Genomic DNA, 16,391 nt, shown 5'->3' with positions numbered 1-16,391 from the left:
GGTACCAGATTGGGAGTTGAAGAAATGGAACACGTCCTCCTGCAGCTAGAAAGAAGAGGAACAATGAATCTGTCGGATCAGATATACTCGTGGATGAAAAGCGAGATTGCCTGTGGCAATTTCGCCTGCAATGAAAAATTGCCATCGAAAAGGAAATTGGCAGCCAGCCTGCAATGCAGTCTGAACACGGTCCAGGCGGCGTATAACCAGCTTGTCGATGAGGGATATCTGATTTCGCGGGAAAAGAGCGGTTATTTCGTAGCCGAAATGGACGGTGTGGTGGATCTTGGCGAGCGATTCCAGGATGTGCCAAAACATATCCCAATGCAGCAACGATTCGACTACGACTTTTCCTACCAAGGGGTGGATCGGGAGCATTTCCCTTTTGCACGTTGGCGGAAAGTCATGCGTGAGGGTATCAATGGGGATGACGCGGATCTGTTGGGAGTGGGAAATCCCAAGGGACAATTTGGATTGCGGACCAGTATTGCCAGATATCTTCGGTATTCCAGGGGAGTTGTCTGCTTGCCCGAACAAATCGTAGTAAGTTCGGGAACAGAGTCCCTGCTGCAGTTGATCATGCAACTGTTCGAGGCTTCGACCGTGTATGGCATAGAAAACCCTGGATATGAAAAGCTCAGTCTGCTCTTTAGGAGCAATCGTGCACGTTACACACCATTGCCCCTCGATGAACAGGGATTGCTGCCCGAATCATTGGAGCAATCTCCGGTCGATGTCATATGTATCACCCCGTCGCACCAATTCCCGACCGGATGCATCATGCCTATCGGAAGACGTATCCAATTGCTCAACTGGGCCTATGGGAATGCGGGAAGATTTATCATTGAGGATGATTATGACAGCGAATTCAGATATTCGGGCAATCCGATTCCATCGTTGCAAGGACTTGATCGGCAGGGAACGGTTGTGTATCTCGGTTCATTCTCAAAGTCGTTGTCCCCGGCACTACGAATCAGCTACATGGTGTTGCCCGAGAAACTTGTGGGAATATTCGACGAGAAATTGAATTTCCATGTATGTCCGGTGCCGACTTTCGAGCAGAAGGCCCTGCAAGAATTCATGGACAGTGGACAATTCGAGCGCCATCTCAATCGGATGAGGAATACGTACGGGCGTAAGCGTGAAACGTTGGTCTCGGCCATACGGGACATGCTGCCGGGTTCAGAAATCGATGGTGTTGCGGCAGGCTTGCATATCGTCTTGCATGTATACAATGGCATGGATGAAACGGAATTGGTTTCTTCAGCGGAGAAGAATCGGGTGAAAGTGTACGGAATGTCCCGGTATTATTCCGATTTGTCGAAACAGGAAACCACCAACACGGTGTTGTTGGGGTATTCTACGATGGGTATCGATGATATCGGGAAGGCGGTTTCCTTGCTTCGGGATTCATGGTTCCCTCCCATTTGATACCCGAGCGGGTACAGGGAACGTAGCCACTTATTAAATTCACAGTGTTTTTCCGTGGGAATGAGGCGATCACGATGTTTGACGTTCCCGACCATCGTCAATGGTGTCAGTCAAAGGATTCAGATTCACGATGCCCGCCCATTTTGCAAGTGGCTAACTTACCTAAATCAGTCACATTCTTCAGTTTCGATCAACCTTAATAATTTTCTGTGAAATCACACTTGAATGAAACTGTTGGGTCATTCTGGTGGATACGCAAGTTGTTGAGAAATTGACAGTTGATGTTTATCGGCATGTCCACCATCTCATAGTTATTTCCGATGGAGGCCCTGAAAGCCGGCCAGTATCCATTCATATGTGATAGTGTGCTGATGAGACCCCTACCAACACAGGATGTCCACAACTTTACCATTGCAAACCGATCGCAGTGCATGGAAAGAGAATCCTCGAACCTCTTTTACGAAAAATGAAAGTTTGGAATATCGTCGGGTTTGTTCCGATAGTTGTCCGTGTCGGAATTATCGTGAAGAACCCTTCTGCAGCCACTTTACCAGCGATATTCTGCAAGAGATCATTGAAGATTTGGAAGCCTGATTTCTTTTGCCCGTCCACTCCAGATTACCACTTACCCTACAGTCTATTTTATGGAGAACCCACTTCAGATTATTTCTGACCGGCTACTCCAATAAAATTTTGAATTCCATAATAGCTGGCGCATCCAGGGTAAGTGATGGGGGGGAGCGTTTCGTTACCATATTCTCCATCATCGATACTTGCCGAAAGAACAGCATCGCTCCAATAGATGCTCTGTTCCAGATCTTTGCAGGCACTTTTTCGTTTGATTTACTCAATCAATTTGCAGAGTGGCCTGAGTAGTTACGTGGTTCTTATGTATTTGGGATGGATATCCATATTGAGTATCCATTATCTTCACGTTAGTATGTTTCCCTACGGTATCAACAAGGATACAGGAGAAGTCAATGTTTTTCATAACTAAAGAATTTACTTTTGATGCGGCACATTTTTTAAGCGAATACCATGGCAAATGTGAGAATTTACATGGACATACATATAAACTACACGTAACCGTTGAGGGTGAGCGTGATAATGAGGGTATGGTTCTTGATTTTTTATCTTTAAAACTTATCGTAAAAGAGCATATACTGTCCATTTTAGACCATAGCAATTTGAATGATATTTTTATCCAGCCCAGTGCGGAGAATATTATTTATTGGATATGGGAAATACTTAAAGATAAATTGAGAGGACAAAATTATAATCTTAGCGAAATGAAATTATGGGAAACTCCGACAAGTTTTGTTACCTACCGAGGAGATTAAATAGTGATAAAAAATTGTCTTAAAGATACTCAGAATGAAAAAGATTACAGAAATATTGACATAGATAATGTTGGAATTGAAGATTTGGAATATCCCATACGTATAAAAGATAAACAGAATCAAATCCAATCGACAGTTGCGAAAATTAAAATGTCTGTTGCTTTGCCAAAACAATTTCGTGGTACTCACATGAGTCGTTTCCTAGAAATAATCCATGAGTACTTTGACGTAATCTCAACAACAAAGCTTAAAGAAATTGTTCAAGCAATGCTCGATAAATTTGATGCCGATGAATCATCAATTGAAATAAGTTTTCCGTATTTTATTGAAAAAGAAGCACCTGTTTCCAAGATTAAATCATTTCTTTCCTATCGATGCCGTTTAATTGCAGAAAAGAAAAAGAATTTTGATTTGATTCTCGAAGTGACCGTTCCTATTCATTCATTTTGCCCATGTTCACGGGAAATAAGTAAATATGGCGGCCATAATCAGCGAGGTGCGATAAAAGTACAGGTAAGAATGAATCATCTGATACTGATCGAAGAATTAGTTCAGCTGGCCGAAGAATCAGCATCCGCCGAAATTTATTCATTGATGAAAAGAATGGATGAAAAATATATAACTGAAAAAGCATATGAGAATCCTCGTTTTGTTGAGGATATAATAAGAGAGATGATTATTAAACTTGAAAAGGATGATCGAATCTCTTGGTACAATGTACGAGTGAAAAATTTCGAAAGCATACATAATCATAATGCTTTTGCATCACATGAAAAATGGAAAATAAACTTATGACGAAGCGTAAAATGAATCTTTTTCTTCCTAGGCTGCAAAAAGAGCTCGATGTTTGGACGAAACCACTATTGATGGGCATTATCAATCTCACCCCTGATTCTTTTTATCCTGGTAGCAGATTTAGGGACAACGATTTATTATTAAGAAGAATAGATGAAATGGTTAACACCGGCGCGGATATTATCGATCTAGGCGGAGAATCAACCAGACCTGGTTCTGAAAGCATCAGTTTGGATGAAGAATTGCAGAGATTAATTCCTGCTGTTGAAATTATTCGTAAAAATTTTGATATCCCCATTTCTGTTGATACTTATAAATCAGAAGTTGCCAAGCAATCGTTGGAGAGCGGAGCTGATATAATAAATGATATAAGCGGTTTAAATTTTGATACGGAAATGGCTAGCATTGTTTCTGAAGCTGGAGCGCCAATTATTATCATGCACATGCAAGGCAGGCCAAAGAGCATGCAGCAAGACCCATATTATGAGGACGTGATAGAAGAAATATGTAAATTTTTTGTTGAAAGGATTGATTTCGCTGAGAGCCGCGGGATCGTAAGGGAACAGATTATACTTGATCCAGGAATAGGTTTTGGTAAACGGTTGCACGATAATCTAATGATTATTACCTTTTTTGATAAACTACATGTCTTTAATTTGCCATTATTGATAGGAGCCTCCCGTAAATCTTTGATTCAGGATGTATTAAACTTACCTGTTGATGAAAGGCTGGAAGGTACACTTGCAATACACGCAATAGCAATTGATAGGGGCGTAAATATTCTGAGGGTGCATGATGTTGCGGAAAATAGACGTTTTGTTGATATGCTTCAGGCAATTGGGAAGGCATAGAGAATACAATGAATAAAGAGAAAATATTTGTAGCATTAGGTACAAACATCGGCAATAAGCAAGAAAATTTACAAAAAGCACTGTTATTAATGGATGAAAAAGGAATTAAGGTTGTTAAATCTTCTTCTTGGTATATTACAGAACCATACGGGTTCATTGATCAGGATGTTTTCTTAAATGGAGTTGTAGAAGTCGCTTTCCCCGGAGAGGCTAGACAACTGCTTGAATTATTATTGAACATAGAAGAAGTGATGATGCGGAAAAGGAAAATTCATTGGGGACCAAGAATTATTGACTTAGATATTATTTTATTTGGACAACAAACTATAAAAGAGCTGGATTTGACAGTTCCTCATCTTGATATGCATAACAGGGATTTCGTATTAAGGCCTTTGGTTGAAATTGCACCAGAAACATTCCATCCCATTTTCAAAAAAACTATACAACAATTGTTTGACGAGATACAGAGTACATAAATGGTCTGCCTGATATGATGATGTTTTACACAGCCTCCAAAGAAGGTGACCCGAAATATGCCAACGCATTTGTTGATACGAAGAAATAAATATTCATCCAAAGTGTATGTGACTATCTGACCCTGCCTCCTGACCATGTGGGTCTTAAGCGGGGGATGTCAAAAGTGTAAGAAATCCACAGAATGAGCCTGTAATTCGATTGGTGGTTATCTATTTTCATTGTTGTTTGATGATTGTCCTATTTCGATGATGGCATATGATCTGGGGACCATATCGGCTGAGAAGTTGGAAACGATACAATGAACACAGCCGATACGCCTCATGTGTCCATTCTCCCGTGCAAACTCCATCCTGCATGCCTTCCGGTACACCGGCCACCGGGACAGACGGAAAAAACCTGAAGGCTCTTTACATTTCTCTCTTCCTGCCCTATATTGATATAAAATTATCGAGTTCCTGCGGTAAGGGAGAGCGCTTCGTGTCTGAAGATTACGGTCATGAGCCTCCTCAGCTTGGGGAATCATCTGTTGTGATGTGTAACGAGGAGACACTGCGTATCGGTGTCCATGAGGGAGCTTTTTACCCGAAAGCTGCTGAGTGGTTGTTGGTTCCATTGCTGTGAAGTCCTCACCCCGTACCTTCAGTGATGTTCTCATGGCGTTCCCTGTGCAGGTGTACAGGAGGATTGTGATATGGACACGAGACTTGGATTCATCGGGATCATCATTGAGAACCGGGAAGAGAGTGCCGATGGGGTGAATCATCTTCTCTCCGATTACGGACAGTATATCATCAGCAGAACCGGGGTCCCCTACAGAGAGAAACAGGTGTCGGTCATTACCCTGATTGTGGATATCTCAAGCGATGCACTCGGTGCCCTCACCGGCAAGCTCGGTGCGATCGATGGTGTTTCAGTGAAATCGAACCTTTCGAAGAAATAGGGGAGAGCCGATGTTCACAACACCGAAATCGTTGAGACTTCACATAGGCCTGTTCGGACGGACCAATGTCGGCAAGTCGAGCGTCCTGAATATGATTGCCGGTCAGCAGGTGGCGATCACTTCCTCCCATGCGGGAACGACGACAGATGTTGTGGAAAAGAGCATGGAACTCCTTCCCCTCGGTCCTGTCGTCTTTCTTGATACCGCCGGTATCGATGATGAGTCCGCCCTCGCCTCGAAGAGGATCGCCAGAACCAAACAGATCTTCTCCCGTGCCGATATCGCAGTCCTGGTAACCGAGGCCGGCCACTGGGGACTTTGCGAAGAGCGCATCAGGCGGAAAGCGGAGGCTCATAACCTCCCCGTCATCGTTATCGCGAACAAGTGTGACCTGCACGGTGGGGTCAGTGCGGGTGAGAACGTGGATCCTTCCATCCCTCCTGAACGAATCCTCGGTTTCTCTGCAGTCGACACGGTGAACCGGGACAGGTATATCGATCAGTTCAAACAGATTCTCATCACCCTCGTACCCGAAGACTTCCTTGCGCCCCCCCCACTGCTCGGTGATCTGCTGCCGTCCGGCGGGCATGTGATATTCATCATACCCATCGATATCGAGGCCCCGAAGGGGAGGCTCATCCTTCCTCAGGTCCAGGCGATCCGCGATGTGCTCGATCACGGCTGTCAGGTGACGGTGGTAAAGGAGAGTGGATACCTCAGTGCTCTCAAGCGTTGCGCGAGCCCTCCCGATCTTGTGGTGTGCGACTCCCAGGTCGTAGACCGGATGGTCGCCGAGACCCCTGAGAGCATTCCCTGCACGACCTTCTCAACGCTTTTCTCCCGCAGCAAGGGAGACCTGGAGGTGCAGGTGGAAGGAGTACGCACGCTTGAAACGCTTTCCCCCACCGATAGGATCCTGATTGCGGAGTCTTGTTCCCACCATGCGATGGATGACGATATCGGACGGGTGAAGATCCCGAAGTGGCTCTCCGCCTTCCTCGGGTTTGAGGTGAAAGTCGACGTGTACAGTGGGCGTGACTATCCTGATAACCTCGCTGAGTATGCCCTTGTGATCCACTGCGGAGCGTGTATGCTCACCCGGCGTGAGATGCTGATGCGTATCGAGAAAGCCCGCACCGCCGGTGTTCCGATCACGAACTATGGGATAGCCATTTCCGCTATCCACGGAAGGCTGGAGAGGATTCTGTCCCCCTTCAAGGGGCTGAAAGAGATCATGGAGAGAGAAGGAGAGAAGCAATGCATATAAAGGATTGGGTACAGACCAGGATAAGACAGGACGAGATCGATCGCTACAAGGAGGAGAGTGAAAAGGATTTTATCGATGATGAGCTCATCGAAAGCTGTCTTGATGGGATGAGGGAGCCGGATGTGGCATATGTTCGTCAGATCATCGCGAAATCCCTGAGAATCGAAACACTTTCCCTTAGAGAGACTGCAGCTCTCCTGTACGTGAAGGACCCCGTCCTCATCGCCGAGATGGAGGAGGCTGCCATCAGGATCAAGAAATTCGTGTATGACAACCGTATCGTCACCTTCGCTCCGCTGTACCTGAGCAGCAAGTGTGTAAACAGCTGCAGATACTGCAGCTTCAGAGCTGAAAACGGTGAGATGGAACGCAGAATCGTTCCCCGTGACGAATTGAAGAAAGAGGTGCAGACCCTCGCAGGAGAGATCGGTCACAAACGTCTTATCGTCGTGTACGGAGAGCATCCCGACAGTGACATCGGTTACATCGTCGATACCGTGAAGGAGATCTACGGGAGCCACTTCACGACTCGAAAGGGTTCCGGTCAGATCAGACGGGTGAATATCAACGCGGCTCCCATGTCGATAGGTGACCTGAAACGTCTCAAGGAAGTGGGTATCGGCACGTATCAGGTGTTCCAGGAGACGTATCATAAGAAGACGTATCGACAGGTGCATCCGCAGAACACCCTGAAAGGGAACTATGACTGGAGACTGTACACCATGCACCGCGCCTTTGATGCCGGGATAGACGACGTCGGAATCGGGGCGCTCTTCGGCCTCTATGACTGGCGCTTCGAAGTGATGGGATTGATCAGCCATACCCATGAACTCGAGAGAAGATTCGGGGTAGGGCCTCATACGATCTCATTTCCCCGACTAGAACCGGCCAGCAATGCACCGTTGGCAACTGAGTCGAAGTATCTGGTGAATGATGAAGACTTCAAGCACGCAGTGCTTACCCTTCGCCTTGCCGTTCCCTACACCGGTATGATCCTCACTGCACGGGAAGATGCCCCGCTCAGGCGCAGGATTCTCCCCCTCGGAATTACGCAGACCGATGCATCGACGAAAATCGGTCTCGGTGCCTATAGCAGAGACTCTCAGGAACAGGATTTCAAGCGGCAGCAGTTCGTGATCGGCGACTCCCGCTCACTTGACGAGGTGGTGCGTGACATGGCCGAGATGGGGTTCATCACCTCGTTCTGCACTGCAGGGTACCGGTGCGGGCGAACTGGTAACAAGATCATGGATATGCTGAAGTGTGGTACCGAAGGAAAGTTCTGTAAGCTCAATGCGATTATCACCTATCGGGAATGGCTCGATGACTTTGCAAGCGAGGAAACCCGCCGGACAGCTGAACCTCTGATCCAGAAGGAGATACGCGAAGTGAGGGAGCAGAATCCTGACATGTTCGATATGCTTATGGCCTACTATGAGAAGACAGCTCAGGGATCCCGAGATCTTTACTTCTAGGAGACGGCTATGACCAGAAAGGAGCTCATCGAAATCCTCTCCATTCCCCACACCGATACTTCGGCAATCGAGGATCTGAAGCGGCGCGCGGGGGAAGTGATGGTGAAGGAGGTAGGGACTGATGTCTACTACCGGGGAATCATCGAGTTCAGCAACATCTGCACACTCGACTGTCATTACTGCGGGATCAGGCGAAGCAACAGCCGTGTCACCGATCGATATACGCTCTCAAAACAGGAGATCATCGACACTGCACTGTGGTGCAGGGATGCAGGGTACGGCTCTCTCGTTCTTCAGTCCGGTGAGCGTCGGGATCAGCCGTTCATCTCCTTCGTTGAGGATCTGATAATGACGTTACGTCGGGAAAGTGTCTCACCACGCCTGCCGGAGGGCCTCGGGATCACCCTGGGTGTCGGAGAGCAGGATGAACACACCTATCAGCGTCTGGCTGACGCAGGAGCACACCGCTATCTTCTTCGTATCGAGACCACCAATGAAGCGCTCTACCGACGCCTTCACCCGAGCAGTCAGAGACTGTCAGAGCGCATATCCTGCCTGAGATCTCTCAGGAAGATAGGTTTTCAGGTAGGAACCGGCGTGATGATCGGTCTGCCCGGACAGAGCATCGACATGCTCGCCGATGATATCCTGTTCTTCAGGGATATGGACGTTGATATGATCGGGATGGGGCCGTATATCGTCCATGAAGATTCCCCGATGGCACGTCAGGGAATGATGGAGAAAGAGGCTCTCATGCAGCTCTCACTCAATATGATAGCTGCGGTACGCCTTGCCCTGAAGGATGTGAATATCGCATCGACCACTGCGCTGCAGGCTCTCTATCCCGATGGAAGAGAAAGGGGGCTCGCCTATGGGGCAAACGTGACAATGCCGAACCTCACTCCTCAGGATGTGAGAAAGGGGTATCAGCTGTATCAGGGGAAGCCCTGTGTTGAAGAATCGAAGAACGAGTGTCGCGAATGTCTTCTCGGGAGAATTACATCCATCGGCAGAAAAGTCGGCTTTGATGCCTGGGGAGATTCTCCCCATGCATTACAACGAACACAGGCCAGACAGGTTCTCAGCTAAACAAGGTGTTCGCTTTCACCCATCTTGATCAGTGGATCAATCTCCCAAGCACTTGAATCATTGACGATTCTCAGCAGGTTATCCATAAGACCATCGATATGTTGTGGTTCTAGTGGTAAGTAGACTACCTCTCCAGTGCGGTCGTTCACCAAAGATGTACTGGGAAGTTTTCTGGATCCAGCTTGATTTTGCTCAATTATTTCCTGTATCTCAAGCAAAGCAGTACGAGAAATCGAGCCATATTTCAATAATCCAAGATAGAGGTTCTGATCCGGGATTAACTATATTTGGATCTCCATCCCATTCTTGAAGATGAACCGCACATCCTCTTTGTTGTAGATCACAGCATGATCGGCAAGCGAATGCCAAAGGTGCTCGGTGAACTCGGTAACCACACCCTCCTGCTTCTTCAAACCTTTGAGAAACAGTTCTGTTTTGGTTTTACGGGATTTTCGCTCACGTATTGAATCTTCCAAATTTGTCAGATGTTTGTTGACCACGGAATACTGATTTGAAAGTTGATCAAACCGGCTCTGGTACGTTCGTTGGTCCATTACTGTACTGGCATGCTCAGTATTGAGTTGTTCCATGCGTGAGACAATTTCGCGACGTTCTACTCTCACCGCTTCCAGCTGTGCTTCATCTTGGGAAGTGTCGAAGATTTCTTCGGTGATCTTCCCAAAGTTTCCTATGATTTCATCCTTACGAGAGATGATACTGTTGACCGCTTTTACGAACAGGTCTTGCAATGCATCCTCATACAAGTGTGGAGAGCTGCACTTGTGGTGCCTCTGGGCATACTTTTCGTTGCATTGCCATACCACCTTGCGGTATCGATCCTTGGAATGCCAGACCTTGGGTCCGTAGGTACCTCCACAGTGGCCACATCGGATCCGACCGGAAAATAGGTACTTTCCTTTCATCGCCTCAGCATTCTCCTTGCGATGCTTAATTTCCTTCTGCACCAGATCAAAGACTTCGGGGGCGATAATCGCCTCATGATTCTTTTCTACATAGTATTGGGGGACTTCCCCTTTATTCACTATGGGTTTTTTGGTAAGAAAGTCGGCGATGTAGTACTTCTGCAACAAGGCATCACCTTTGTACTTCACATTGGTGAGTACCTGGTGGATGGTCGATGAGTGCCATAAGCTCTTGCCGGTCACGGTAGTGTACCCTTCGTCCCCGAGACGCTTGGCAATCCCATGGAACGTCAAACCTTGCAGGAATAGTGAAAAAATGTACCGCACCAGCTTCGCTTGCTCGGCATTCACCACCAGGGAGCCATTAGGACCTTTATCGTATCCTAGGAATCGCGTAAATGGCACAGTCACCTGTCCATCGGCGAAGCGTTTCCTTCGCCCCCATTTCACGTTCTCGGAGATACTGCGTGATTCTTCCTGGGCTAGGGAGCTCATGATCGTGATCAACAGTTCTCCCTTGCTGTCAAAGGTCTTTATCGATTCCTTCTCAAAGTAGACCTCCACTTTGTGTTCTTTGAGCTTTCGTATTGTCTGTAGGCTATCCACGGTATTGCGTGCGAAGCGACTGACGCTCTTGGTGACGATCAGGTCGATCTTGCCTGCAAGCGCGTCATCGAGCATCCGCTTGAAGCCCTCTCTCCTGGTGGTACTGGTACCACTGATGCCCTCATCGGTATAAATACCGACGAACTCCCACTCGGCATTGGCCTTGATCATACTCGTGTAATAATCCACCTGCGCTTCATACGATGCGTATTGGTCATCACTATCAGTGGAAACGCGGGCATAGCCTGCGACCCGGCGTTTTGGCGCGAAGGAATCCGTAGCCTGTCCAGTGGAATAATCCCGTACTGCCGGGATTACGCGTACTGCTCTCATGATAGTACCTCTCTGTTGTTCTTTTCTTGTTGCTGTGCCAATGCCTGTCGATATGCCCAGGCATCTCGCTTGGCAGTGTTCTTCCAGGCAGTGGTGATCACTTCGTTGTTCTTGAGATGGAACTCAAGGGTGTCGACGAAAGCCACGATATGATCAACATGGCTGTAAATCCAAGCTTCTTCGAAGGGATCATCCGGTGATGCACCATCTAATGGTCCAATAACCGAACAACATACCTGGCGTAGGGTATAGACCGGTAGGCTCTTTGACTGACAGGCCTTGGCTCCACGCTTCCTCTTGAGGGAACACTGGTAGTGGCCTTGTTGGAACGCTGTGAGCTCACCGCTCCACGTGTTCGGAGTATAGGTGAACGTGCTGCCGCAATAGCCACAGACAATCTTGCCAGTAAAGCAGGTGGCACGCCGCCATCTCACCGCACCTGATCGGCGTCGGCGTTCACGCTCTGCTTTCACTTTCTGGTGCAATTCTTCATCAATGATTACCGGGTGGGTGCCCTGTACCTCGAATCGGGGAAGTTGACCATGATTCATCAGCTTACGATGGGTGATGTGGTCGTCTGTGAAAGTACGCTGCAGGATGCTGAACCCTTGATATTTCTCCTGATTGAGGATCCGATGGATCGAAGACTTACCAAATGGAAGACCTTTTCTATTGAAGATGCCCTGCCTTGCCAAAGTATCAGAGATTTCGGTGAGCATCATGCCGTCAGCGAAAGCACGGTACATGAACCGAATTGCCTCGGCTTCCTTTTTGATGATCTCGAAATGGTCCTCAACCCACTGGTATCCATAAATGTTGTAGGCAAGGAAGCGCCCTTGGGAGAAGCGTTTACGAATACCCCATTTGACGTTCTCACTGATCGAATAACTTTCTTCCTGTGCATAGGAAGCGAGGATGGAGAGCATCAGCTCCCCATCACCGGTGAGCGAGTCGATATTTTCCCGCTCAAAACGCACCGAGATGTTGCGTTCCCTCAGGCTTCTCACAGTCTTGAGCAAATCGACGGTATTGCGCGCAAAACGACTGATGCTCTTGGTGAGGATGATGTCTATCTTGCCTCTCTCACAATCGGCTATGAGCCGTCTGAACTCGCTGCGATGTCTCATCCCCGTACCGGATATTCCTGCATCAGCATACACCCCGGCATATTCCCAAGAGGGATTGGCTTGGATGAGCGTACTGTAATGGCTGACCTGGGCTGCTAGGGATTGCATCAATTCGTTCGAGTCGACTGAAACGCGTGCATAGGCTGCCACCCGCTTTTTCGTGGGAAGGGAAGTGATGGTACGCTGGATCTTGGTTATCTTTGGCATGGTCCTGCGTCCCCTCCTGTTGGTTCATCCTTTGTTGAAAAACTGATCATATCTTTCTCCTGCAAGTAATTGATTGTATTGTATCAATCGCTCGTATCGCCATGATAGTCAACCAACCTCAGCCAACAATATCCCGATCGGAGGACGATACCTTTCAAGCAACAAGGTCCTAGCCGCAGTGAACTCCTCGTTGGTGAGATACCCCGACCTACGCATGCTTTCGGCTATGGACAACGAAATCTGGTAGTCCAATTCTGATGCAAAGAGGTCATTGTCCATCGGAAGGCCCCTGGTAGTAGCGTGCGTTGATATAGCACTCGTGGCTGCAGTACTTCCGGTCGGCATTTCCGTACACGGAGTACCGCTTTCCACAGGTTGGACAAGTGAAGTGGTGGAGGGCCTTTGAGGAACGATCCACCAGATACAGGTGGGTGTTCCACCACTTCTGGCTGCAAGCCTTCGAGCAGAAGGTTTTCCTCTTGCGCTTCGGAACCTGTTCGATATGTATGCCACACTGTTTGCAGGAGCTTTCTTGGGTTGGGACAATTGCAGGAAGGATGCCCTTCCTTGTTGTCCGTATGCAGTAGGATTTCACCGTCCCCTCGGGCAGGCAAAGGGTTGTTGCTATGCGTTTGTAGTTCCAACCCAGCTGCCGCATCTCTTGGATTTGTCTCTTCTGGGGCTCAGTCATGGAAAGCCCCCATGAGAGGCTTTTGTGTAGAAGGTCTTGGGGAAAAGGGTATATTCCACTGTTCGGTCATTTGGTCCTCCGGTATGAAGGCTCAATGATTGGCCCTCAGTACCTTCCGGACACGAGATGGGATTTGACCGATAAAAAGTGCAAAAAACATGATCTTCGCTTCCGAAGGAAGAACAGCAAAACGAAATGTCTGCTGAAAAGCGGAAAGGAATACGAAGTCCCATGGAGCCCTATTACAATAGGGTTGCCACAACTCAGCTGCCAGTCTTCTTGCCTGGAGAGTCTAAAAGGCAATTGAGCTTTTTGGCAATAGGGCTAGGCGCTTCCAGCAAACATTCCCAGCATGACTCTCTCCATTGATTCCTATTGGTTTGTATGCAATTGGCTTACATACCATTGTGCAAATGAATTTCGATCAAAGGCAACCCAATCCCCGATAGCCAACGTGGGGATGGCTTTCGGGCGATTTTCAATGGATTGGATCAAACCCAATAAATCGAGACCGAACATATCAGCCACCTCCTGTATGGTCAGGATTCTCATTCGATCCAAAAAAGAGGGGGAGGGAATACCAGGTTTTGGTACGTGATCATAGGTATGGGTAAGTTTTGCAATTGCATTCTCCCAGGCTTGTCTATCCAATTCTGTCAGGGGACCCCCGGGTATTTCCAGTGGTTTCCCTGTTGTTGCATTGCCAATGATGATCTGAAGTTCCTTCCTTACCTGTCCATCCAACAATTGGTCAAGAGTCCCTCTGGAAATGAATTCGATTGGCTTCATGGATTACCCCTTGCTTGTAACATATATAGGTAAAGGGAAGGACTACCCGGTTTCGCTTCAAGTATCTTACTAAAAAAGGTGATGGAGAAAAAGAATCAACCTCTATTCGATTATCACCCAATGGTGTACATCTGTTCGCCCTATGCGGGAGATATTGATGAGAACATAAGAAAGGCTCAACGATATAGTCGCTTTGCTGTTGAGAAAGGGTATCTTCCAATAACCCCTCACTTACTCTTTCCCCAGTTCCTCGATGACGGCCTGCAGAGTGAGCGCGACCTGGGCATGTTCTTCGGTATCGTCCTCATGAGCAAATGTGCAGAAGTTTGGGTGTTTGGGGAAGAAATCAGCCTGGGGATGAAAGGTGAAATTGATATAGCAGAGCGTAAGGGGTATAAGGTAAAATATTTTAGGAGTGATTGCATAGAAGTTGATCCGAAATCATCTTGATTGCACTACATTCGATCATACCACCAATCAAAGGCTGGATACTCCGAAAGGCTGCACTGTCATCGTAAATATTATTGCAAGTCAACCTTCGTTACGCTTGAAACGGCGATCAAGCTTCTTGAGAAAATAGGCATGCACCCTGAAATCTCCTGTCAACTCAGGATGGAACGCGGTCACCAGAATGTTTTTCTGTTCGGCGGCAACGACGCGTCCATCAACTGTGGCAAGGATCGTGACATCATCTGCAGCTCTCGCGATTACCGGGGCACGGATGAAAATCATCGGAATTTCACCAATTCCCAAGAAGGTTCCTTCGGTTTGAAAACTGCCCAACTGTCTACCGAAGTCATTCCGTCTCACCATGATCGGTAGCGTTCCGAAATGGACAGTTCTTTCGTTCTCGATACCAGCAGCCATCAAGATCATTCCGGCACAAGTGCCAAACACGGGTAACCCACTATCCACCATGGTTCTAATCGGATGGAAAAGTTCAGTCTCATGAAGCAGTATCCCGATAACAGTACTCTCCCCGCCGGGAAGGATCAGCCCGTCAATACCGTTATCAAGATCGGATTTCTTCCTAATCAGAAAGCTTTCGACCCCCAACTTGTCAAGTACAACGATGTGTTCGGCGAATCCACCTTGAAGCGCAAGCACCCCGATTCTCATAGTCCTCGCTCCGCCATCAACAACTCAATCTCTTGTTCATTGATCCCGATCATTGCTTCTCCCAAATCCTCCGAAAGGACCGCGAGGATATCAGGATCATTGTAATTAGTAACAGCCATGACGATGGCCCTGGCACGTTTTGCAGGATCTCCTGATTTGAAAATCCCCGAACCAACGAACACCCCCTCCGCACCGAGTTGCATCATCAATGCAGCGTCAGCTGGAGTGGCTACTCCACCGGCGGCAAAATTCACCACTGGAAGTCGTCCCTTCCGTGCGACATCGAAAAGCAGTTCATAGGGAACCTGGAGCTTCTTCGCCTCTTCATACAATTCATCCTCGCGCACATGTTCCAAACTCTTGATCTGTCGATTGATGAGCCGCATGTGACGGACCGCCTGTATAATATCGCCAGTACCTGGTTCCCCCTTGGTACGGATCATCGATGCCCCCTCAGCGATACGACGGAGGGCTTCGCCGAGATCCTTAGCACCGCACACAAACGGTACATTAAATTTCCTTTTGTCGATATGATACACATCGTCGGCAGGGGATAGCACTTCACTCTCATCTATATAATCGATCTCGAGAGCCTGCAATATCTGAGCCTCCACGAAATGTCCGATTCGAACTTTCGCCATGATCGGTATGGTTACTACTTTCTGGATCCCTTTGATCATTTTGGGATCGCTCATCCGGGAGACCCCTCCAGCTGTCCTGATATCAGCCGGAATGCGCTCGAGGGCCATCACGGCACAAGCACCGGCATCCTCGGCAATCTTCGCCTGTTCCGGAGTTGTCACGTCCATGATCACTCCACCCTTGAGCATTTGTGCAAGATTCTTATTCAGATCATATCTGCTTTCCATACCGCATTCACTCCTCTGCTATTGATTCATTTATAAGGCTGCTTTATTCTATGGATAATCTG

General features: G+C 47.7%; 20 protein-coding genes. 12 read left to right on the top strand and 8 right to left on the bottom strand.

The genetic code is table 11. The features are described from left to right. Positions 1-24 precede the first annotated feature (24 nt). The 11 genes from ACODJP_RS12645 (at position 25) to hydE (ending at position 9,665) form a co-directional block, all read left to right on the top strand. On the top strand, positions 25-1,431 hold the full coding sequence (locus tag ACODJP_RS12645; RefSeq protein ID WP_422482062.1) for a PLP-dependent aminotransferase family protein: 1,407 nt from the start codon (positions 25-27) through the stop codon (positions 1,429-1,431). A gap of 393 nt (positions 1,432-1,824) precedes the next feature. Then, positions 1,825-2,025, top strand: a complete 201-nt coding sequence (locus tag ACODJP_RS12640; RefSeq protein WP_422482060.1) for a hypothetical protein — start codon at positions 1,825-1,827, stop codon at positions 2,023-2,025. Between the two features lie 386 nt (positions 2,026-2,411). Further along, positions 2,412-2,771 (top strand): 6-carboxytetrahydropterin synthase QueD, encoded by a 360-nt coding sequence (gene queD / locus ACODJP_RS12635; protein ID WP_422482058.1) that lies wholly within the window; start codon positions 2,412-2,414, stop codon positions 2,769-2,771. Positions 2,772-2,774: 3 nt separating this feature from the next. Then, positions 2,775-3,566, top strand: coding sequence for a GTP cyclohydrolase FolE2 (gene folE2, locus ACODJP_RS12630; protein WP_422482056.1), 792 nt, complete (start codon positions 2,775-2,777; stop codon positions 3,564-3,566). Continuing rightward, on the top strand, positions 3,563-4,417 hold the full coding sequence (gene folP, locus ACODJP_RS12625) for a dihydropteroate synthase (protein WP_422482054.1): 855 nt from the start codon (positions 3,563-3,565) through the stop codon (positions 4,415-4,417). The genes folE2 and folP overlap by 4 nt, the downstream gene beginning before the upstream one ends. A gap of 8 nt (positions 4,418-4,425) precedes the next feature. After that, entirely contained in the window at positions 4,426-4,893 is a 468-nt protein-coding gene (gene folK / locus ACODJP_RS12620; protein ID WP_422482053.1) for a 2-amino-4-hydroxy-6-hydroxymethyldihydropteridine diphosphokinase, read from the top strand. 478 nt (positions 4,894-5,371) lie between these two features. Next, entirely contained in the window at positions 5,372-5,515 is a 144-nt protein-coding gene (locus tag ACODJP_RS12615) for a hypothetical protein (RefSeq protein ID WP_422482051.1), read from the top strand. A gap of 70 nt (positions 5,516-5,585) precedes the next feature. Further along, a complete protein-coding gene (locus ACODJP_RS12610; RefSeq protein WP_422482049.1) occupies positions 5,586-5,834 on the top strand; it encodes a TM1266 family iron-only hydrogenase system putative regulator in 249 nt (82 codons plus the stop codon). Between the two features lie 10 nt (positions 5,835-5,844). Then, positions 5,845-7,101 (top strand): [FeFe] hydrogenase H-cluster maturation GTPase HydF, encoded by a 1,257-nt coding sequence (gene hydF / locus ACODJP_RS12605; protein WP_422482047.1) that lies wholly within the window; start codon positions 5,845-5,847, stop codon positions 7,099-7,101. Next, entirely contained in the window at positions 7,092-8,576 is a 1,485-nt protein-coding gene (gene hydG, locus ACODJP_RS12600) for a [FeFe] hydrogenase H-cluster radical SAM maturase HydG (RefSeq protein ID WP_422482045.1), read from the top strand. The genes hydF and hydG overlap by 10 nt, the downstream gene beginning before the upstream one ends. A gap of 9 nt (positions 8,577-8,585) precedes the next feature. Further along, positions 8,586-9,665, top strand: a complete 1,080-nt coding sequence (gene hydE, locus ACODJP_RS12595; RefSeq protein WP_422482043.1) for a [FeFe] hydrogenase H-cluster radical SAM maturase HydE — start codon at positions 8,586-8,588, stop codon at positions 9,663-9,665. Here the strand turns inward: hydE and ACODJP_RS12590 are convergent. From ACODJP_RS12590 to ACODJP_RS12565, 6 genes are all read right to left on the bottom strand, one after another. Further along, positions 9,662-9,883, bottom strand: coding sequence for a hypothetical protein (locus tag ACODJP_RS12590; RefSeq protein ID WP_422482041.1), 222 nt, complete (start codon positions 9,881-9,883; stop codon positions 9,662-9,664). The genes hydE and ACODJP_RS12590 overlap by 4 nt on opposite strands. Positions 9,884-9,946: 63 nt before the next feature. Beyond that, positions 9,947-11,527 (bottom strand): recombinase family protein, encoded by a 1,581-nt coding sequence (locus tag ACODJP_RS12585; RefSeq protein ID WP_422482039.1) that lies wholly within the window; start codon positions 11,525-11,527, stop codon positions 9,947-9,949. Further along, complete coding sequence (locus ACODJP_RS12580) at positions 11,524-12,861, bottom strand: recombinase family protein (RefSeq protein ID WP_422482037.1); 1,338 nt, start codon at positions 12,859-12,861, stop codon at positions 11,524-11,526. The genes ACODJP_RS12585 and ACODJP_RS12580 overlap by 4 nt, the downstream gene beginning before the upstream one ends. A 108-nt stretch (positions 12,862-12,969) precedes the next feature. Next, entirely contained in the window at positions 12,970-13,140 is a 171-nt protein-coding gene (locus tag ACODJP_RS12575; RefSeq protein WP_422482035.1) for an SHOCT domain-containing protein, read from the bottom strand. Beyond that, positions 13,130-13,552, bottom strand: coding sequence for an RNA polymerase subunit sigma-70 (locus ACODJP_RS12570; protein ID WP_422482033.1), 423 nt, complete (start codon positions 13,550-13,552; stop codon positions 13,130-13,132). The genes ACODJP_RS12575 and ACODJP_RS12570 overlap by 11 nt, the downstream gene beginning before the upstream one ends. A 372-nt stretch (positions 13,553-13,924) precedes the next feature. Continuing rightward, positions 13,925-14,341, bottom strand: a complete 417-nt coding sequence (locus ACODJP_RS12565) for a hypothetical protein (RefSeq protein WP_422482031.1) — start codon at positions 14,339-14,341, stop codon at positions 13,925-13,927. An 81-nt stretch (positions 14,342-14,422) separates the two neighbouring features. On the opposite strand from ACODJP_RS12565, the gene ACODJP_RS12560 reads away from it, so the two are divergent. Then, positions 14,423-14,791, top strand: coding sequence for a hypothetical protein (locus ACODJP_RS12560; RefSeq protein ID WP_422482029.1), 369 nt, complete (start codon positions 14,423-14,425; stop codon positions 14,789-14,791). Between the two features lie 81 nt (positions 14,792-14,872). Here ACODJP_RS12560 and pdxT read toward each other — a convergent pair whose 3' ends face one another. Beyond that, a complete protein-coding gene (pdxT, locus tag ACODJP_RS12555) occupies positions 14,873-15,460 on the bottom strand; it encodes a pyridoxal 5'-phosphate synthase glutaminase subunit PdxT (RefSeq protein ID WP_422482027.1) in 588 nt (195 codons plus the stop codon). Beyond that, on the bottom strand, positions 15,457-16,329 hold the full coding sequence (gene pdxS, locus ACODJP_RS12550; RefSeq protein WP_422482025.1) for a pyridoxal 5'-phosphate synthase lyase subunit PdxS: 873 nt from the start codon (positions 16,327-16,329) through the stop codon (positions 15,457-15,459). Before pdxS ends, pdxT begins: the two co-directional genes overlap by 4 nt. Positions 16,330-16,391: the final 62 nt, after the last annotated feature.

The organism is Pleomorphochaeta sp. DL1XJH-081, from assembly GCF_049310885.1.
GTDB lineage: Bacteria > Spirochaetota > Spirochaetia > Sphaerochaetales > Sphaerochaetaceae > CAYZJV01.
The sequence above is the reverse complement of the archived record's forward strand: the minus strand, read 5'-3'. Positions and strand labels throughout refer to the sequence as shown.